This is a genomic window from Comamonas sp. 23 (assembly GCF_049601575.1).
GTDB classification, from domain to species: Bacteria; Pseudomonadota; Gammaproteobacteria; order Burkholderiales; family Burkholderiaceae_C; genus Comamonas; species Comamonas squillarum.
On record NZ_CP187127.1, the window covers coordinates 4,499,535 to 4,517,526 of the forward strand.

Genomic DNA, 17,992 nt, shown 5'->3' on the forward strand with positions numbered 1-17,992 from the left:
CGGAGTCAAGGCATCCGCACGGCAGGGCATCACCGCCCCCCCTGGGTGGCGCCCACCTGGCCGCTCATGCCCAAGGCGCTCTTGATAGATTTTTATAATAGTTTTTCTCTACTTTATCTCAAAAAAACATAGCCAATTTATACCCCTGGTAAATACCCTAATCTAGGGTTAACACCAGGGTTAGCTGTCACATATTTGTAAAAGTTCCAAGCTAATTCACATTGATTTCGGAACAATCAGTTTGATTTTTGGCTATTTATCGAAGATAGATACCAATATAAACTTCATTCCATCGTTAAACAAAAGCGGTATGGCCAGCAAACAAGTTGGCCGATACCGCAAAAGACGACGCGAGTCGACCACCAGGCCGAACGCAATCCCAAAGGAAAGAAAAATGAACGCACGTATTTTCGCTATCGCCGCTACTCTCGCCCTGGGTGCTTCCGTTGCCCAAGCCAATCCTTTTGAAGGCGACCAAGCCATCACCCCCCAAGCGGCTGCGACCAGCGCCGTGAGCCGCGCCGATGTGCAAGCCCAGCTGGCTGAAGCCCGCAAGACCAACACGATGATTGCCCAAGGCAACCAGTCGACCGTGAACGCCTACGAACTGGGCAAGGGCCAACTGAGCCGCGCCGAAGTGACCCAGGCTGCCCGCCAAGCGCTGGCCAACGGCTCGATCCTGGAAGGCGAATAAGCTTTTCCCCCTTGCCGGCAGCCACTGAGCCGGTAGGGCATCCACGGGACGGCGCACACACTCACCGCCCCTTGGGAACAGGCCACTGCGATGCAGTGGCCTTTTTTGCGTCTGTGCGTTGGGGCTGCGGTGCTGGCACCCAGCGGCTTCCAGGCCGCTACCAGCGAGCAAGCCGCTCAGGTTCTATGATGCGGGAACCTCTCCACGTATCTGTCCTCTCACCGCCAGACAAACAGGTACCACGCGATATGCCCCATGCTTTCCTGCGCCGCTCGATAGGAGCGCTTTTTTTTACACTGCTGGCCCTCGTGCTGAGCGGCACGGCGCTGCATGCCCAGGCCCAGATCAAGCTCCAGATCGGCAGCGGCGCCAGCGCTCCCGCGATGGACACGGCCTCCGGCCCCGCGTCGAGCAGCGTGGTGACCACGCCGCGTGTGCGCGCAGAGCTGGTGGCACTGGCGCCGCAGGGCATCGAGCCGGGCAAAAGCATTGAACTGGGCCTGCTGCTGGACCACCAGCCCGACTGGCATACCTACTGGACCAATCCCGGCGACTCGGGCCTGCCCACGCAGTTGCAATGGCAGCTGCCGCCGGGCTGGGATGCCGGCGAAATCGCCTGGCCCACGCCCCACCCGATTCGGGTCGGTACCCTCGTCAACTACGGCTATGAAGGCCAGGTGCTGCTGCCCGTTACCGTGCAGATCCCCAGCCATTTCTCGGCCGATGCGCGCGATGTGACGGTGCGCCTGCACGCGAACTGGCTGATCTGCCGCGTCGAGTGCATTCCTGAAGAAGGCCAGTTCAGCCTGACCATCCCGACCAAGAGCAGCACCGCGCTGCTGGCGGATAGCTTTGCAAAAGCCCATGCCCAGGCGCCGGTCGCACTGCAAGGCAGCAGCCAGGCCACGGTCGATGGCGAGACGCTGCAGCTGCGCGTCTCCGGCCTGCCCGCTGCTCTGCAGGGCCAGAGCCTGCAGGTACTCAGCGAGAGCCCCGACACCTTGCACCATGCGATGCAGGACGGCAAGGATTTCCACCAGCAATGGCAAGGCGCGGACTGGACGGCCGTGGTGCCGCTGTCGGCCAACCGGGGCCAGACGCCGCAAGACATTCCGCTGGTGCTGACCACCGACCAGCACCGCGCCGTCGATGGCGCCATCGGCTGGCGTACCGTGGCGCCCCTCAGCGGCCAATGGCAGGCCGCTGCCGTGGCCCAGGTCTCACCAGAGCTGGCCGCTGCGCTGGCCAAGAATGCCCAGGCATCCGCCCCCGCCGCGCCGGCCTCTTCGGGCAGCCTGTGGCTGGCGCTGCTGGGCGCGCTCATCGGCGGCCTGATCCTGAACCTGATGCCCTGCGTGTTCCCGATCCTCGCGCTCAAGGTGCTGGGCTTTACCGCGCACGGCAGCCAGCTGCGCGAGCAGCGCCATGCCGGCCTGGCCTATACCGCGGGCGTGGTGCTGTCGTTCCTGGCCCTGGGCGCGCTGCTGCTGGCGCTGCGCTCGGCCGGCCAGCAGCTGGGCTGGGGTTTCCAGCTGCAGTCGCCGCTGGTCATTGCGGCGCTGGCGGCGCTCTTCACCGTGATCGGCCTCAACCTGGCGGGCATGTTCGAGTTTGGCAGCTTTGTACCCAGCAGCTTGGCGGGCAAGCAGGCCAAGAGCCCGATCAGCAATGCCTTTTTGAGCGGCGTGCTGGCCGTGGCCATTGCCTCGCCCTGCACCGCCCCGTTCATGGGCGCGTCGATGGGCCTGGCCGTGAGCCTGCCGGCCGCCGAGGCCCTGCTGGTGTTTGCCGCGCTGGGCGTGGGCATGGCCACCCCCTATCTGCTGGCCAGCTGGATCCCTGCGGTGGTGCGCTGGCTGCCGCGCCCGGGCGCCTGGATGGACACCTTCCGCCGTGCGATGGCCTTTCCGATGTTTGCCACCGTGGTCTGGCTGGTCTGGGTGCTGGGCCAGCAAAGCGGTATCGATGGCGCAGCCACCTTGCTGGCGATGCTGGTGCTGCTGGCCGCGCTCGTCTGGGCGCTGGGCCTGCAAGGGCGCGCGCGCTGGGGCTTTGCGGTGCTGTCGCTGGCCGGTGGCCTCTACCTGGCCACCGCCATGGGCCACAACCTGACCACGCCTGCGCCTGCGCCCGGCCAACAGGCCAGCGGCGCGCTGTGGCAGCCCTGGTCGGCGCAGAAGGTGGGCGAGATCAATGCCACCGGCAAGCCGGTGTTTGTCGATTTCACCGCCGCCTGGTGCGTCACCTGCCAGTACAACAAGCGCACTACCCTGAGCGACAGCCAGGTGCTCGCCGCCTTCGAAGGCAAACAGGTGAGCTTGCTGCGCGCCGACTGGACCCGCCAGGACCCTGCCATCACGCAGGCGCTCAATCAGCTGGGCCGCAGCGGCGTGCCGGTCTATGTGCTGTATGCACCGGGCAAGGCGCCGCAGATCCTGTCCGAGGTGCTGAGCGTCAAGGAAGTGGTGGACGCGATCACACAGCTTTAAGACCTCTCCCAATGAGAAAAGCGCCGGTTGTGCCCGGCGCTTTTCGTTTCTGCAACGCAGAACAAGCTGCCGATCAGCGCCGCTGCGCCGCCAGCTTGCGCACCTCGCGCACCAGCTGGTCGACCTCGTCAAAGGTGTTGTAGAAGGCCAGCGAGGGCCGCACGGCGGTCTCGACCCCAAAGCGGCGCAGGATGGGCTGCGCGCAATGGTGGCCGGTGCGCACGGCAATGCCTTCGGCGTTGAGCGCCTGGCCCACCTCGTCGGTGCTGTAGCCCTCCTGCGTAAATGCCAGCACGCTGGCCTTGCCCGGCACGGTGCCGATCAGGCGCAGCCCCGGGACGCGGGCCAGCTGCGCCATGCCATAGTCCACCAGCGCATGCTCGTAGCGGCTGATCTGCGCGATGCCGATGCGCTCCACATATTCGAGCGCCGCGCCCAGGCCCACCGCATCGGCGATGTTGCCGGTGCCCGCTTCAAAGGTATTGGGCAGCGGCTGGTAGACGGTTTTCTCAAAGGTCACATCGGCAATCATGTTGCCGCCGCCCTGCCAGGGCGGCATGGCCTCCAGCACCTCGCGCCGGCCCCAGAGCACACCAATGCCGGTGGGTGCAAAGATCTTGTGGCCTGAGAAGACAAAGAAATCCGCGCCCAGCTCCTGCACATCGACAGGGGTGTGCGCAATCGACTGCGCGCCATCAATCAAGGTCGTGATGCCCCGGCGCTTGGCGATCTCCACCACCTGCTTGACGGGCACCACTGTGCCCAGCACGTTGGAGACATGGCCGATGGCGACGATCTTGGTGCGGTCGTTGATCAGCTTCTGGTACTCATCGAGCCGGATCTGGCCCTGGTCGTCGACCGGTATCACCCGCAGCCGGGCGCCCTTGGCTGCGGCCAGCTGCTGCCAGGGGACGATGTTCGCATGGTGCTCCAGGTGGCTGATGATGATCTCATCGCCCTCGCCCACATTCGCCCCGCCCCAGGCCTTGGCCACCAGGTTGATGGCCTCGGTGGTGCCGCGCACAAAGACCACCTCGCGCGCCTCGGGGGCGTTGATGAAGCGCCGCACCACCTCACGGGCATGCTCATAGGCATCGGTCGCCCGCGCGGCCAGCGTATGGGCTGCGCGATGGATGTTCGAGTTCTCATGCGCATAGAAATGGCTGATGCGCTCGATCACCTGGCGCGGCTTGTGCGTGGTGGCCGCATTGTCCAGCCAGACCAGTGGCTTGCCGTTGATGCGCTCGGCCAGGATCGGAAAGTCGCGCCGCACCGCCTGAATGTCAAAACCGGGATGGCGGTCCTGCTGCGCAGCCACAGGCGCCGCATCGGCATGCGGATGCGGCTTGGCTGGCGTCACAAAGCCACTGGGCAGCGGCACGGCATGCACAAAGTAGTACTGCGGCGCAGCGCCCGGCACCGGAGCGGGGTGGGCCTGGTGGCCCAGAGGCGCCACGTCGGCACCACGTGGCCCACGCAAATCGATGCCGTTCAGATGGCTATCGGGCGCAGTACGGCGGGCCTGGTCGGCCAGCGCCTGCAACGATGCACCACTGCTGTCCGCAGGTGCAGCTGCAGCTGACGGTGGCTCCAGAAAATAATAACCAGCGCCAGGGGTAGAAGCAGAAACGGGTGCTGCCACCGCCTGGGATGCACTGGCTTGCGGTGCAGCCGCATGGGGCACCCCTTGCACCAACCCGCCCAGGCGCGGCTCATAGGCGGGCAGCGTGGCCAGCACGCTATCGGGCACCCCATTGCCGGCTGCGGCATGGGGCAGCAAGGCCGGGGCGCGGTGGGCCAGCGACAGCACCGGTGTGGGCGATGCGGGCAACAAGTTGCTGCCCGGCAGCACGCCCGCAGAGATGGGGGTGCCCGGCACGCTGGGCCCCAGGCCCGCCGGGCTGGCCAGCGGCGAGCCCGGCGGAGCAATGTTCACCGGCGCCTGCACACCCGGCGGCAAGCCGGGCGCGCCGGGCCGCTCGGCAAACAGCGCGGTGGCCAGCTGCGCGAGCAGCTCGGTGGAGATGGGCGCGCCCGATGGCTCGGGCAGGCCGGATACGGCGGAAACCATGGCGGCTCCTTTGCTCACTTGTAGGTATCGGGGTAGTCGTGGTACTTGTTGATCTCCACGTCATCGAGCACAGCCAATGCATCGGGCGTGTGCACCGCCAGCGAGCAGTACAGCGAGATCAGGTACGAGGCAATCGCATGGTTGTTGATGCCCATGAAGCGCACCGACAGGCCCGGGCCCTGCTCGCCGGGCAGGCCGGGCTGGAACAGGCCAACAACGCCCTGGCGCTTGTCACCCACGCGCAGCAGCAGGATCTTGGATTTGCCGTCCGCCACCGGCACCTTGTCCGAGGGGATCAGCGGCACACCACGCCAGGTGATGAACTGCGAGCCAAACAGGCTGACCGTGGGCGGTGGCGTGCCGCGGCGCGTGGCCTCGCGGCCAAAGGCGGCAATGGTGAGCGGGTGGGCCAGGAAAAATGCCGGCTCCTTCCAGACCTTGGTCAGCAGCTCATCGAGGTCATCGGGCGTGGGCGCGCCGGTCAGCGGGAAGATGCGCTGGTCTTCCGCCACCTGGGCCAGCAGGCCGTAGTCGGGGTTGTTGATCAGCTCGCTTTCCTGGTTCTCCTTGATGGTCTCGATGGTCAGGCGCAGTTGCTCCTTGATCTGGTCATGCGGGCTGCTGTAGAGGTCGGAGACCCGGGTGTGCACATCCAGCACGGTGCTGACGGCGTTGAGGAAGAACTCGCGCGGCTGCGCGTCGTACTCGACAAAGGTGCGCGGCAGCTGGTTCTCATGCGTCTTGGCGGTGCAGGCCACCCGGATGTCCTCGGGGTTTTTGACTCGGTTGAGGCGGTAAATACCCGCCTCGACCGGCACCCATTGCAGCAGATGCGTCAGCCAGCGCGGGCTGATCGTGGAAAGCTGGGGAACGGTCTTGGTGGCGTTGGCTAACTGCCGTGCAGCACTGTCGCCCAATGCGGTCGTGCCGCCTACATTCGCTGTCATATTTCTCTCCGGTTGCGCGTGTGAATGAACAGGAAAATCATCGCTGGCGGGCGCTGGCGCCTCAACCGGCTATCGCCGCCAAGCGCCGCATGTGCTGCGCGCGCACCAGGTAGTGCTGGTGCAGCTCCTCGCCGCGCAGTACCAAGGTGGACTGGGGCACCTGCAGCGCCTGGGCCAGCTTGCCGATGGTGGCCAGCGACACTGCCACCTGGCCGCGCTCGACCTCACCGACATAGGAGCGGTTCAGATCGGCCTGCGCAGCCAGCTGCTCCTGCGACCAGCCCATGGCCTCGCGCGAGCGGCGCACGGCCAGACCGAAATGGTGGGAGAAATCATTCATAGCGCAGCCTCCTCGGCGGGCAAGGCGGGCTCGCTCCGGGTGTGCTGTGCGAGGGTCTGCGCAGCGGCCTGCAGCGACGCTTGGGTCACATGGGCACCGGCGGCCACGCTCTGGGTCAGCCAAACATTGCCGCCAATGACGGCGCCAGCGCCCAGCGTGACGCGGCCCAGAATGGTCGCACCCGCGTAGATCACCACGCCGTCTTCGACGATCGGATGGCGCGGCTGGCCCTTTTGCAGATGGCCCTGCTCGGTCTGCACAAAGCGCTTGGCGCCCAGGGTGACGGCCTGGTAGATGCGCACCTTGCGGCCGATCACCGCCGTCTCGCCCACCACCACGCCGGTGCCGTGGTCGATGAAAAAGCCCTCGCCAATCTGCGCGCCGGGGTGGATGTCGATGCCCGTCTCGCTGTGCGCGAGCTCGGCCACGATGCGGGCGAGCAGCGGCAGCTGCAGTGCATAGAGCTGGTGCGCAATGCGGTGGTGGATCAGCGCCAGCACGCCGGGGTAGCACAGCAGCACCTCGTCGACGGTGCGGGCAGCCGGGTCGCCCTCATAGGCGGCCTGCACATCGCTGTCGAGCAGGCGGCGAATGCCGGGCAAGGCGAGGGCAAACTGGCGCGTCAAGGTCTGGGCCTGCTCCTCGGTGCCCGCCGGGCTGCGCTGGGTGTAGCGCAGCTCCAGCGCAATCTGGGTCTGCAGCCGGTGCAAGGCGGCATCGAGCGCATGGGCGACATAAAAGTCCTCGCTCTCCTGCAGCAAATCGTGCGGGCCCAGCCGCATCGGGAACAGCACGCCTTTGAGAAGACCCAGGGTCTGGTCCAGCGCATCGCGCGAGGGAAACTCGCGCCCGCCGGGCTCCTGGCTGCGCTGGTGGGACTCGCGCCACTGGCGTCGCTGCTCGGCCAACTGTGCGGCCACTTCTTGGATGGGAAAAGGGGTGGTCATGGGGTGCCTTCTTAGGGGATCAACGCGCGCTCATGGAGAGGGGCAGGGTTTCAGTCCTGCACCCAGGGCAGCTGGTGGAAGCGCCAGCCATCGCCGTGGCCGCGCTGCTGCAGCGCATCCAGCTCGCCTTCAAAGCCCTCTTGCACGTTGAAGACATGGCGAAAGCCCGCCGCCTCGGCCGCCTGGGCAGCCAGCACCGAGCGCTTGCCGCTGCGGCAAAGCAGCAGCGCCACGGCGTCCTTGCCGCGGTGGGCGGCCAGGCGCGCTTCGAGCTCGCGCACAAAGCGCGGGTTGCGGGTCAGCGCCGTACCCGTCGCCCAGGGGACATGGATGCTGCCGGGCACATGGCCGACAAAATGGCGCTCCTCGGCGGAGCGCACATCGACCAGCACCGCCAGCTGCTGCTGCACCAGTTGCCAGGCCGCCACCGGCGGCACGCTGCCGGCATAGCCCAACGCCTGCTCCTGCGCCGCTCTCCAGGCTGCCTCCAGTACATCGGGCAGGCTGATATCGGTTGTTGTCATAAAACGCCTCTAAGGTCAAATGGATGGGGATAGCCACCAATTTAGGCCGCTGGACGCCGTTGGAACAGGAATATAAATGCGCTTGTACATGCGTTTTTCACATATACGAGGCCCACCGCCTGCGGCCTGCGCCTATAGATCTATGTGCTGAATAAGGCTATATTGAAACCAGGGTTAAGCAGTGGACTGCTGCCATTCAGCCACGGTCTGCTGTGCACCTCTGCTGCCGCAGTGCAACAGGCCAAGTGCTGCGGTCCTTCCTCAAAACAGGGCTGCAATGCCCGCTGTTGGCACCCTGCACGGTGCTGGCAACCGGCAATGACAGCCTCCTATAGGAGACAAAGATGGCTGTCATTACCCATTCCCATGATCTGCATTCGTCCACCCAGGCCGGGAGCCCCCACCGGCGCCATGTCAGCGCCAAACGCGTGTGTCTGGGGATCGTGCTGCTGTGCGTGGCCATCGCCGCGCTGGCCCTGCCGCTGGTGCGCGACGGACTGCAGCTGATCCAGACCCAGCTGCACTGGCCCGCGCTGTCTGGCTGGCTCGCCCAGGCGCCCATGGCCAGCTGGCTGATGATGTTTGTCTGGGGTGCGCTGGTGCCGCTGTCCTTGATCGCGATGCTGCGCCACCACCGCAATGCGCTGGGTGTCGTCGTCGCGCTGGCCTTTGCCGCCGTGGCCGTCGTCTGGTATGTGCACATGCCCGCCCAATCGGGGTGCGCCGCGCAGTACAAGGACAGCATCTGGTGCTCGGTCATCGCCTGGGGCTACAGCCTGAGCCTGGGTATCAGCAACGCCGTCTACCTGTTTGCCCTGGTGATGGCCTTGCTCGGCGGCATCAGTGTGGCCGCGATTCCTGAGGACGATGAAGAAGACACGGGGCCCCAAGCGGGCCGCCCATGACAAGTTGAAGTGAGGGGCTCTCAAGGTCCAGCAAACCGCAGGTTTGCGGAGGAGACCAGGCGCCGCGCCGCAGGCAGTACAAAAGTACGACCAGGCGCCGCAACGGCCTCTCAAGGGCTTTGTGAATCCCTCAGCGCTGGGGCATGTCGGCGTCGGTGTAGCACAGGCTCACCGTCGCATCGCCCGGTATCGGCGGCATGCTGGCGTTCCAGGCTTCCCAGGCGGCCACCATCGCTTGCAGGCGCTCGGGCAGCACGCTGGCCAGGTTGGCGCGCTCGCGCTCATCGGCGTGCAGGTTGAACAAATAGTCCACGCCATCGACCCGCAGGTATTTCCAGTCGCCATCGCGCATCGCGCGCTGGCCCCGGTGGTTCATGCGCCAGAACAGGGGCTGATCCTGGTGCCAGGCCGGGTCCTGCAGCAGCGGCAGCAGCGACTGCCCATCCCAGGGGTAGCCGGTAGCGGGCTGGGCCCCGCCAATGTCCAGCATCGTGGCGCTCCAATCCATCGTCATGCAGGTCTGGCGGCTCTCGCCCGCAGGGGCGATGACGCGTGGCCAATGGGCCACCCAGGGCACGCGGATGCCGCCCTCGGTCAGGTCCATCTTGCCGCCCACCAGCGGCCAGTTGTCCGAGAAGCGCTCGCCGCCGTTGTCGCTGGTGAACACGATCAGCGTGTCGTCTGCCAGCCCATGCGCTTGCAGGCGCTCCACCAGGCGGCCAATGCCTTCGTCCATGTGGTGAATCATGCGCTGGTAGCTCTCGATATTGCCGCCATGCAGGTGGTAGATGGCCTGCTTGTTCTCCACCAGCTCGCGCGACAATGCCTCGTCGTCCCGGGTTTCCCAGGGCCAGTGCGGGGCGGTGTAGTGCACGCTCAAAAAGAAGGGTGTGTCCTGCTGCGCACCGGCTGCCATGCGGTCGATATAGTCCACCGCATAGTCGCTGATCAGGTCGGTCAGGTAGCCCGGCTGCGCGCGCTCGGCCTCGCCAAACCAGAGGTCATGCTGGCCATTGGCACCGCAGTGGCTGAAGTAATCCACGCCGCCCGACATGGGCCCAAAGAACTCCTCATAGCCCGATTGGAGCGGGCTGAAATGCGGCGGGTAGCCCAGGTGCCACTTGCCCATCAAGGCGGTGCGGTAGCCTGCTTCTCGCAGCAGCGATGGCAAGGTCGGGTGGCTGGGCGGCAGGCCCAGGTCAGGGTTGCCGCGCGTGGCGGTGCGGATCGGCTCCTCGGCCGCGCCGCGCAGGCGGTACTGGTAGCGCGCCGTCATCAGCGCAAAGCGCGTGGGCGAGCAGACCGGCGAGTTGGAATAGCCTTGCGTGAGCTTGAGGCCCCCGGCAGCGAGCGCATCGATATGCGGCGACACGGCGCCAAATCGGGCGTTGCGGCCGCCATAGCAGCCCAGATCGGCGTAGCCCAGGTCATCGGCCACGATAAAGATGATGTTCGGTCGTTTCAACACGGGGTCTCACTCACAGTCATGGCGGGCCGGCACCCGGTGGGCGCGCGGCCTGCGTCTGGCATGTCAAGGGGCAACAGATCAGGGCTTGTAGCCCGAGGCCTGGATCACTGGGACCCACTGCTTTTTGTAGGCCTGCAGCGCCTTGGCGGTCCGCTCGGCGGTGCTGGCCACCGGGTCCAGGTAGTTGGTCGCAAACTGTTTGTGCACATCCGGGTCCTGCATCAGCTTGTGGATGGCGGCAGCGTAGCGCTGCACCTGCGCGGCGGGCATGGACTTGGGCGCAAAGAAGGTGTTCCAGCCAGCGGCAGACAGGTTCACGCCGGCCTCCTTCAAGGTCGGCACATCGGGCACGGCGGCGTTGCGGGCATCGCCACTGACGGCCAGCAGGCGCAGCTTGCCCGCCTGGTGCTGCTGCACCAGCGTGTCGAGCGTATCAACGGCGACCGGCACCTGGCCGCCCATCAGATCGGTGAGCAGCGGGGCCGAGCCCTTGTAGCCCACCGCCTCGGCTTCGACGCCGGCTTGCTGGCCAAGCATCAGCGCAAAGAAGTGCGGCAGGCTGCCAGTGGCAGGCACGCCGATATTGGCCTTGGCCGGGTTGGCCTTGAGCCAGGCGAGCAGGTGCTGCATTTCCCTGACCGGCACGGCGCTGGACACCGCCACGCCAAACACATAGCGGTTGACCTCGCTGACCGGCACAAAATCCTGCTCGGCGTCATAGCCCAGATTGCTCACCACCAGCGGCGCCACCACCATGACGGCGGGGTTGGCCAGCATCAGCACCGGCTGGTTGGCCGGCGCATTCTTCACAAACTGCGCAGCCACGCGGCCGCCGGCGCCCACCTTGTTGTCCACAATCACGGTGCTGCCCAGGCTGGCCTGCAGCTTGTCGGCCACGATGCGCGCAACGCGGTCCGTCGCGCCACCGGGCGGGTAGCCCACGATGATGCGCAGCACCCCGTCCTGGGCCTGCGCGGGCAAGGCCCACAGCGACGAGGAGGTGGTCAGCACCGAGGCAGCCATGGCTGCGGACTGGCCGAGAAAATGACGACGTTGAACCATGGGGAGAGTCTCCGATGCTTATGAACAAGGCCGCATGGACGGCCGATGCCCTCTATGTTGCCGCGTTTGATCTAGCCCAAAGGCATAAGCTTTTTCAGCCTCCGCACATGCGCCCGCGCAGCATGCCTGCACTGTAGAAAACCAGGGCACAATTGTTCTAATCAACCATCGCCCGGATTTACCCGCAGTGCCGCCCAACCCCCTTGCCGATCCGCAGCAGCCCAGCGACCTGCTGCTCTACCGCCTGGCCAAGCTCACTGCGTCGGCGGGCCGGCTGGTGACGCGGTTGTGCGAGCGCCACTACGGCATCACCCGGCGCGAATGGGGCGTGCTGATGTGGCTTGCGCGCCAGCCCGGTCTGCAGCCTTCGCAACTGGCCGATCTGCTCGAGCTTGACCGGGCCCGCATCTCGCGCGCGATCGCCTCGATGCAGGCCAAGGGCCTGCTGCACAAATCCACCGAGACAGGCAACCGGCGCCGCGCAGCGCTGCAACTGAGCCCTGCCGGCCAGCGCCTGCATGATGCGCTGCTGCCCCAGGTGCGGCGCATCAACACCGACCTGGTGGCCGCGCTCGATGCCGATGCGCTGGCGCAATTGGACCAGAGCCTGCACCAGCTGCAACAGCAGGCCAACCGGTCCGCGCAGGACGAGGCCAGCGATGCGGCCTTTCCGCCGCGCCAGTCCGGCCACCGCCAAAACCACCTGGGCTGAGCCACCGCCGGGGGGCGATCTGCGCGGACTTTGCTCCATACCCTACCCGGGCAAACCGGCATCGCTGCCCAGGCATCGGCAACTGCGCGACAATCCCTGCCCATGAGCACGACATTTGCACCGCTGAGCAACGACACCTTCTTGCGCGCCTGCCGCCGCCAGGCCACCGACTACACCCCGCTGTGGCTGATGCGCCAAGCCGGGCGCTACCTGCCCGAGTACAAGGCCACGCGCGCGCGCGCCGGCAGCTTCATGGGGCTGGCAACGAATGTGGACTACGCCACCGAGGTGACCTTGCAGCCGCTCGAGCGCTTTGCGCTCGATGCTGCGATCCTCTTTAGCGACATCCTGACGGTGCCCGATGCGATGGGCCTGGGCCTGTCGTTTGCCGAAGGCGAAGGCCCGCGCTTTGCCCAGGTGGTGCGCGACGAGGCCGCCGTGCAGGCGCTGGCCGTGCCCGACATGGACAAGCTGCGCTATGTGTTCGACGCGGTGACCAGCATCCGCCGTGCGCTGGGTGGCCGTGTGCCGCTGATCGGTTTTTCCGGCAGCCCCTGGACCCTCGCCTGCTACATGGTCGAAGGCAAGGGCAGCGATGACTACCGCCAGGTCAAGTCGCTGATGTACAGCCGCCCCGATCTGATGCACCGCATCCTGGAGGTGAATGCCGACAGCGTGGCCGCCTACCTCAACGCCCAGATCGATGCCGGCGCGCAGGCCGTGATGATTTTTGACAGCTGGGGCGGTGTGCTGGCCGATGGCGCCTTCCAGCAGTTCAGCCTGGCCTACACCAGGCGCGTGCTCAGCCAGCTCAAGCGCACCGGCGTGGACGGTACCGATGTGCCCCGCATCGTGTTCACCAAGGGTGGCGGCATCTGGCTGCCCGAGATGCGCGATCTCGACTGCGAGGTGCTGGGCCTCGATTGGACCGCCAACCTCGGCAAGGCCCGTGCCATCGTCGGCGGCGAAGCTGGCGGCCCGGGCAAGGCGCTGCAAGGCAATATCGACCCCAATGTGCTGTTTGCCCCGCCCGAGCGCATTGCCGAGCAGGTGCGCCATGTGCTCGAGAGCTTTGGCACGCCCCATACCGACACCAGCCGCCCCGGCCCCACGCATATCTTCAACCTGGGCCATGGCATCAGCCAGTTCACACCGCCCGAGCATGTGGCCGCGCTGGTCGAAGCGGTGCACAGCCAGTCGCGTGCGATGCGTGCTTGATCGAGGCGGCTGAGCGCTGCGATATCGCCCAAGCAAAAGCCCTGCCGTTTTACATGGCAGGGCTTTTCATGGGGCAGAGCACGTCGCTTCTCAGCCCTGCGGCGGCCGATTCGCGATGGTCTGCAGCAAGTGCTCGATGCACTGGACCATGCTGGCGTGTTGCTGCGCCTCTTCGGAGGGGCACAGCGCCGTCTCGGCATCCGGCCCACCGGGCACGGAGACCCAGTGCAGGCGTGCGCCCAGGCTGGCGGCGGCCTGCAGCAAGCTGGCGCTGCGGGCGATCACCGCGACCTTGCCCGCTTCCATGTTGAAGCGGTCCAGGATCTGGCGCAGCAGCGTGGCCTGGGCATCCAGGCAGTCGCAGTGGTCATCGGGCGGATGGGGACAGAAGAACACCGCATCGACCTTGGCGCCGACGGTGGCCAGCTCCTTGTACATCTGGCGGTGGTAGTCATTGAGTGCGGCGCAGTCGTAGAGACCCCGGCCCAGACCGGGCTGGTTGGCCACCAGCACCACATGCCAGCCAGACAGGTTGAGCCGGGCGATGCTGATCGCCGCATCGGGCATGCTCTGCCAGTCCTGGTGGCCGCTCAGCTGGCCCAGCACCGGCTGGCCAACAATACCGTCACGCTCGAGAATCGCAAGTTTCATCACAGGCTCCCTCCGAAGACAGGCTGGGGCACGCGGCCCTGGCGGGCGGCAGCCATGCACGATGGCTGCGCGCCCATCCAGCTTATCAGGCAGCGACCAGGCGCGACAGATCGGCGATGCGGTTCATCGCCTCATGCAGGGTCGCCAGCAGGCCCAGGCGGTTGGCCTTGAGCGCCGGGTCTTCGGCATTGACCATCACATGCTCAAAGAAGGCATCGACCGACGTGCGCAACGCCGCCAGGGTCTGCAGGCTGGCGGTGTAATCGCCTTCGGCAAACTGGGCATCAGCCTTGGGTGCGACGGTCTGCAGCGCGGCAAACAGGTCCTTCTCGGCCTGTTCTTGCAGCAGGGCTTCGTCCACGCGGGCGCGTACCGGGCCATCGGCCTTCTTCAGGATATTGCCCACGCGCTTGTTGGCAGCGGCCAGCGCCGGTGCCTCGGGCAGCGCGGCAAAGGCACGCACCGCTTCGAGGCGCTTTTGCACATCGGCCAGGCGCTGGGGGCGGTAGGCCAGCACGGCCTCCACTTCCTGGGCGCCAAAGCCTTGCTCACGCAGGCTGCCGGCCAGGCGGTCATAGATGAAGTCGGACAGCGCTGCGCTCGCGTCTTCGATCTTGTCGCCAAAGGCGGGCAAGGTGCTGACCAGCAAGGTGTCCAGGTCCAGCGGCAGGTCCTTTTCGACCAGCATGCGGATGACGCCCAGCGCATGGCGGCGCAGCGCAAACGGGTCGCGGTCGCCGGTGGGCAGGTTGCCGATGCCGAACATGCCCACCAGGGTTTCGAGCTTGTCGGCCAGCGCGACGATCACGCCCACCTCGCCGCGTGGCAGCACATCGCCGGCAAAGCGCGGCTTGTAGTGGTCTTCGATCGCATCGGCCACTGCGGCATCGAGCTGGTCGTTGAGCGCGTAGTAGCGGCCCATCGTGCCCTGCAGTTCTGGGAACTCACCCACCATGTCGGTGATCAGGTCGGTCTTGGCCAGCTGGGCGGCCTGGTCCACCTGCTTGCCCAGTTGGGTGGCGCCCAACTGCTGCGCAATGCTCTTGGCAATGGCACGCACGCGCTGCACGCGCTCACCCTGGGTGCCTAGCTTGTTGTGGTAGACCACCTTGTCCAGCGCCTCGACGCGCGAGGCCAGGGTCTTCTTGCGGTCCTGGTCAAAGAAGAACTTGGCATCGGCCAGGCGCGGGCGCACCACGCGCTCATTGCCACCAGTCACGGCCGATGCGTCAGCGGGGCTGATGTTGCTCACCACCAGGAACTGGTTGGTCAGCGCGCCATCGGCAGCGAGCAGCGGGAAGTACTTCTGGTTGGCCTTCATCGTCAGGATCAGGCACTCCTGCGGCACACCCAGGAATTCCTTCTCGAACGCGCAGACCAGCACATGGGGGCGCTCGACCAGCGCAGTCACTTCATCGAGCAGTGCTTCGTCGTCGATCGGCTTGACGCCGCCGCCCACACGCTCGGCCGCTGCCTGCAGCTGGCGCACGATCTCGGCCTTGCGCTCGTCAAAGCTGGCAATCACCGCGCCCTGCTCGGCCAGGGTCTTGGCGTAGCTGTCGGCATCAGTGATCAGCAGCGGATCGACCAGCGCTTCAAAGCGGTGGCCGTGCGTGGTGTTGCCGGCCTTCAGACCCAGCGCTTCGATCGACAGCAGCACCTCGGTGCCGTGCAAAGCCACCAGGCCATGGGCCGGGCGCACAAACTGCACGCTGCTCCAGCCGGGCAATTCGCAGTTGCCTTCGAGCTGGTAGGTCATGACCTTGGGGATGGGCAGCTTGGCGATGCTCTCGGTCAGCGCCTTTTGCAGGCCCTCGGCCAGGCTGACGCCAGCGGCCGTGCTGTCGTAGAACAGCGCTTCGGCCTTGCCGTCCTGGGCCCGCTTGAGCTGCGGCACCACCGAGGCATCGGCGCCCAGCGCGGCCAGCTTCTTGAGCAGGGCCGGCGTTGGCTGGCCATCGGCCGACAGGCCGACTGCCACGGGCATCAGCTTTTGCGACACCTGCTTGTCAGCGGCGCGCGGCAGCACGTCGGTGATCAGCGCGGCCAGGCGGCGCGGCGAGGCATAGGCCGTCAGCTGCGAGCCGTCACCGGCCAGGCCCTGCGCGCGCAGTTGCTGCAGCAGCACCTGGGCAAAGGCATCGCCCAGCTTTTTGAGCGCCTTGGGAGGCAGCTCTTCAACAAACAGTTCAACCAGAAGATTGGGAGAGGAAGTCATCAGGATTTCCGGGTATGGCGCAGCGCGAAGATGGACAGGCCCAGGGTCAGCAGCGGGAACCATACGTTGTAGAGTTCACTGACCAGGACCTGCACACCGCGCTGCGAGAAAAAGCGGTCTGCAGCAATGGGCGAGACGGCAATCGGTCGCCAAGGGCTGAAAAAACGTTCGGAGCTCAAAGGCCACAGCAGGGCAATGCCGCTGCCGCCGCTGGTCATCATGTCCAGCAAGGGGTGCGACAAGGTGCAGAAAAACACCCAGGCAAAGCCGGCCAGGCGCGGCACCTTCCACCAGCGCGCCAGCCATAGGCCCAGCAGGCCCATCAGCAGTGCAAACAAGGCCGTGTGGGTGATGCCACGGTGGGCCCAGATGCCGCTGCCGGCGCTGCCGAACTGGTAGGGAATGCCGTCGAAATCAGGCGCAATCGCGGCCAGCGCGCCCACCAGCAGCATGCTGGGCGGCACACGGCGGCTGCCCAGCGCCAGCGCTGCGGCGACCGGTACGGCGACATGCGTGAAGATCGTGGGCATGGGCAGCGCGGCGGGGGTGTTTAGGCAGCAGCCTTCGGGGGGATCTGCGCGACCCACTCGCGCGGAGCCATCGGAAAGCCCAGGCGCTCGCGGCTGTCGTAGTAGCTCTGCGCCACGGCGCGCGCGAGGTTGCGGATGCGGCCAATGTAGGCTGCGCGCTCGGTCACGCTGATCGCGCCACGCGCATCGAGCAGGTTGAAGGTGTGGCCGGCCTTGAGCACCTGCTCATAGGCGGGCAAGGCCAGCTGCTGCTCCATCAGGAGCTTGGCCTGCTTTTCATGCGCGCCAAAGGCCTGGAACAGGAACTCCGCATCGGAATGCTCGAAGTTGTAGGTGGACTGCTCGACCTCGTTTTGGTGGTAGACATCGCCATAGGTCAGGCCATCGGTCCACTGCAGGTTGTAGACGTTGTCCACGCCTTGCAGGTACATCGCCAGGCGCTCCAGGCCGTAGGTGATCTCGCCGGTCGCGGGCTTGCAATCGATGCCGCCCACTTGCTGGAAATAGGTGAACTGTGTCACTTCCATGCCGTTGAGCCAGACTTCCCAGCCCAGGCCCCAGGCGCCCAGGGTCGGGTTTTCCCAGTCGTCTTCGACAAAGCGGATGTCGTTTTTCTTCAGGTCAAAGCCCAGCGCTTCGAGCGAGCCCAGGTACAGATCGAGGATGTTGGCAGGCGCTGGCTTGAGCACCACCTGGAACTGGTAGTAGTGCTGCAGGCGGTTGGGGTTCTCGCCATAGCGGCCATCCTTGGGGCGGCGGCTGGGCTGCACATAGGCCGCTTTCCAGGGCTCGGGACCGATGGCGCGCAGGAAGGTGGCGGTGTGCGAGGTACCTGCACCCACCTCCATGTCATAAGGTTGCAATAGCGCGCAGCCCTGGTCGGCCCAGTACTGCTGCAGCTTCAAAATGATTTGTTGGAAATTCAACATGGAGAGTCTGGTGGTGGACGCAGCCTGCTGCTGGCGGCCCGCAATGGGGCGCACAGCGACAAGATCGGACTGCATGCATGCCTTGCTGCCTGTCTGCACCAGCAAAGCGGTCAAAAACATTTGATTTTAGTGCTTTCAGCCGCCCCATGGGTGGCGATAGCCGAGCGCGCCAGCGGCAAGGGCAGGCACGCATGGCTGCCAGCCCGCAACAGCGCGCGTTGGCGCCGCGCCTGCACTGCAACAGCGGTCTCATTTTGATAGCACTCCTGCTGCGGTTACGAGAGCAA

The 17,992-nt window shown here is 65.9% G+C and carries 16 protein-coding genes; 5 read left to right on the forward strand and 11 right to left on the reverse strand.

The features are described from left to right. The first annotated feature begins 394 nt into the window (after positions 1-394). Together ACPEE1_RS20310 and ACPEE1_RS20315 are read left to right on the forward strand one after the other, a co-directional pair. Positions 395-694 carry a hypothetical protein gene (locus tag ACPEE1_RS20310; RefSeq protein ID WP_116926612.1) on the forward strand — a complete coding sequence of 100 codons (300 nt, stop codon included), beginning with the start codon at positions 395-397 and terminating at the stop codon, positions 692-694. Between the two features lie 248 nt (positions 695-942). After that, positions 943-3,183: a protein-disulfide reductase DsbD family protein gene (locus ACPEE1_RS20315; protein ID WP_423934679.1), complete on the forward strand. Its 2,241-nt coding sequence runs from the start codon at positions 943-945 to the stop codon at positions 3,181-3,183. A 73-nt stretch (positions 3,184-3,256) separates the two neighbouring features. On the opposite strand, the gene ACPEE1_RS20320 is transcribed toward ACPEE1_RS20315, so the two are convergent. The 5 genes from ACPEE1_RS20320 to ACPEE1_RS20340 form a co-directional block, all read right to left on the reverse strand. Then, complete coding sequence (locus tag ACPEE1_RS20320; RefSeq protein WP_423934681.1) at positions 3,257-5,254, reverse strand: family 2A encapsulin nanocompartment cargo protein cysteine desulfurase; 1,998 nt, start codon at positions 5,252-5,254, stop codon at positions 3,257-3,259. A gap of 14 nt (positions 5,255-5,268) precedes the next feature. Beyond that, positions 5,269-6,201, reverse strand: coding sequence for a family 2A encapsulin nanocompartment shell protein (locus ACPEE1_RS20325; RefSeq protein ID WP_182344903.1), 933 nt, complete (start codon positions 6,199-6,201; stop codon positions 5,269-5,271). A 61-nt stretch (positions 6,202-6,262) separates the two neighbouring features. Then, entirely contained in the window at positions 6,263-6,541 is a 279-nt protein-coding gene (locus tag ACPEE1_RS20330) for a helix-turn-helix domain-containing protein (protein ID WP_021028780.1), read from the reverse strand. Beyond that, positions 6,538-7,488 carry a serine O-acetyltransferase EpsC gene (epsC, locus tag ACPEE1_RS20335; RefSeq protein ID WP_423934683.1) on the reverse strand — a complete coding sequence of 317 codons (951 nt, stop codon included), beginning with the start codon at positions 7,486-7,488 and terminating at the stop codon, positions 6,538-6,540. Before epsC ends, ACPEE1_RS20330 begins: the two co-directional genes overlap by 4 nt. A gap of 50 nt (positions 7,489-7,538) precedes the next feature. Further along, positions 7,539-8,012 (reverse strand): rhodanese-like domain-containing protein, encoded by a 474-nt coding sequence (locus ACPEE1_RS20340; RefSeq protein ID WP_423934685.1) that lies wholly within the window; start codon positions 8,010-8,012, stop codon positions 7,539-7,541. 344 nt (positions 8,013-8,356) lie between these two features. Between ACPEE1_RS20340 and ACPEE1_RS20345 the strand changes: the two genes are divergently transcribed. After that, entirely contained in the window at positions 8,357-8,917 is a 561-nt protein-coding gene (locus ACPEE1_RS20345; RefSeq protein WP_182344899.1) for a hypothetical protein, read from the forward strand. A 130-nt stretch (positions 8,918-9,047) separates the two neighbouring features. Here ACPEE1_RS20345 and ACPEE1_RS20350 read toward each other — a convergent pair whose 3' ends face one another. Both ACPEE1_RS20350 and ACPEE1_RS20355 read right to left on the reverse strand, forming a co-directional pair. Continuing rightward, on the reverse strand, positions 9,048-10,385 hold the full coding sequence (locus ACPEE1_RS20350; RefSeq protein ID WP_182344898.1) for a sulfatase family protein: 1,338 nt from the start codon (positions 10,383-10,385) through the stop codon (positions 9,048-9,050). Between the two features lie 78 nt (positions 10,386-10,463). After that, positions 10,464-11,447: a Bug family tripartite tricarboxylate transporter substrate binding protein gene (locus tag ACPEE1_RS20355; RefSeq protein WP_423934687.1), complete on the reverse strand. Its 984-nt coding sequence runs from the start codon at positions 11,445-11,447 to the stop codon at positions 10,464-10,466. A gap of 187 nt (positions 11,448-11,634) precedes the next feature. On the opposite strand from ACPEE1_RS20355, the gene ACPEE1_RS20360 reads away from it, so the two are divergent. Together ACPEE1_RS20360 and hemE are read left to right on the forward strand one after the other, a co-directional pair. Then, entirely contained in the window at positions 11,635-12,159 is a 525-nt protein-coding gene (locus ACPEE1_RS20360; protein WP_260718805.1) for a MarR family winged helix-turn-helix transcriptional regulator, read from the forward strand. Between the two features lie 102 nt (positions 12,160-12,261). After that, a complete protein-coding gene (gene hemE, locus ACPEE1_RS20365) occupies positions 12,262-13,377 on the forward strand; it encodes a uroporphyrinogen decarboxylase (RefSeq protein WP_423934689.1) in 1,116 nt (371 codons plus the stop codon). 90 nt (positions 13,378-13,467) lie between these two features. Here hemE and ACPEE1_RS20370 read toward each other — a convergent pair whose 3' ends face one another. From ACPEE1_RS20370 to glyQ, 4 genes are all read right to left on the reverse strand, one after another. Beyond that, complete coding sequence (locus ACPEE1_RS20370) at positions 13,468-14,028, reverse strand: histidinol phosphate phosphatase (RefSeq protein WP_116926621.1); 561 nt, start codon at positions 14,026-14,028, stop codon at positions 13,468-13,470. A gap of 85 nt (positions 14,029-14,113) precedes the next feature. Continuing rightward, entirely contained in the window at positions 14,114-16,246 is a 2,133-nt protein-coding gene (glyS, locus tag ACPEE1_RS20375) for a glycine--tRNA ligase subunit beta (RefSeq protein ID WP_423934690.1), read from the reverse strand. After that, positions 16,246-16,776 carry a metal-dependent hydrolase gene (locus ACPEE1_RS20380; protein ID WP_116926623.1) on the reverse strand — a complete coding sequence of 177 codons (531 nt, stop codon included), beginning with the start codon at positions 16,774-16,776 and terminating at the stop codon, positions 16,246-16,248. Before ACPEE1_RS20380 ends, glyS begins: the two co-directional genes overlap by 1 nt. 20 nt (positions 16,777-16,796) lie before the next feature. Continuing rightward, positions 16,797-17,705 (reverse strand): glycine--tRNA ligase subunit alpha, encoded by a 909-nt coding sequence (glyQ, locus tag ACPEE1_RS20385; RefSeq protein WP_116926715.1) that lies wholly within the window; start codon positions 17,703-17,705, stop codon positions 16,797-16,799. Positions 17,706-17,992: the final 287 nt, after the last annotated feature.

What these genes read in the sequence shown, in the direction of transcription:
- ACPEE1_RS20355 (WP_423934687.1), bottom strand. Translation starts at nt 11,447, where the DNA reads ATGGTTCAACGTCGTCATTTTCTCGGCCAGTCCGCAGCCATGGCTGCC.
- ACPEE1_RS20320 (WP_423934681.1), bottom strand. Translation starts at nt 5,254, where the DNA reads ATGGTTTCCGCCGTATCCGGCCTGCCCGAGCCATCGGGCGCGCCCATC.
- ACPEE1_RS20310 (WP_116926612.1), top strand. Translation starts at nt 395, where the DNA reads ATGAACGCACGTATTTTCGCTATCGCCGCTACTCTCGCCCTGGGTGCT.
- epsC (WP_423934683.1), bottom strand. Translation starts at nt 7,488, where the DNA reads ATGACCACCCCTTTTCCCATCCAAGAAGTGGCCGCACAGTTGGCCGAG.
- ACPEE1_RS20345 (WP_182344899.1), top strand. Translation starts at nt 8,357, where the DNA reads ATGGCTGTCATTACCCATTCCCATGATCTGCATTCGTCCACCCAGGCC.
- hemE (WP_423934689.1), top strand. Translation starts at nt 12,262, where the DNA reads ATGAGCACGACATTTGCACCGCTGAGCAACGACACCTTCTTGCGCGCC.
- ACPEE1_RS20370 (WP_116926621.1), bottom strand. Translation starts at nt 14,028, where the DNA reads ATGAAACTTGCGATTCTCGAGCGTGACGGTATTGTTGGCCAGCCGGTG.
- ACPEE1_RS20330 (WP_021028780.1), bottom strand. Translation starts at nt 6,541, where the DNA reads ATGAATGATTTCTCCCACCATTTCGGTCTGGCCGTGCGCCGCTCGCGC.
- ACPEE1_RS20340 (WP_423934685.1), bottom strand. Translation starts at nt 8,012, where the DNA reads ATGACAACAACCGATATCAGCCTGCCCGATGTACTGGAGGCAGCCTGG.
- ACPEE1_RS20380 (WP_116926623.1), bottom strand. Translation starts at nt 16,776, where the DNA reads ATGCCCACGATCTTCACGCATGTCGCCGTACCGGTCGCCGCAGCGCTG.
- ACPEE1_RS20315 (WP_423934679.1), top strand. Translation starts at nt 943, where the DNA reads ATGCCCCATGCTTTCCTGCGCCGCTCGATAGGAGCGCTTTTTTTTACA.
- ACPEE1_RS20325 (WP_182344903.1), bottom strand. Translation starts at nt 6,201, where the DNA reads ATGACAGCGAATGTAGGCGGCACGACCGCATTGGGCGACAGTGCTGCA.
- glyQ (WP_116926715.1), bottom strand. Translation starts at nt 17,705, where the DNA reads ATGTTGAATTTCCAACAAATCATTTTGAAGCTGCAGCAGTACTGGGCC.
- glyS (WP_423934690.1), bottom strand. Translation starts at nt 16,246, where the DNA reads ATGACTTCCTCTCCCAATCTTCTGGTTGAACTGTTTGTTGAAGAGCTG.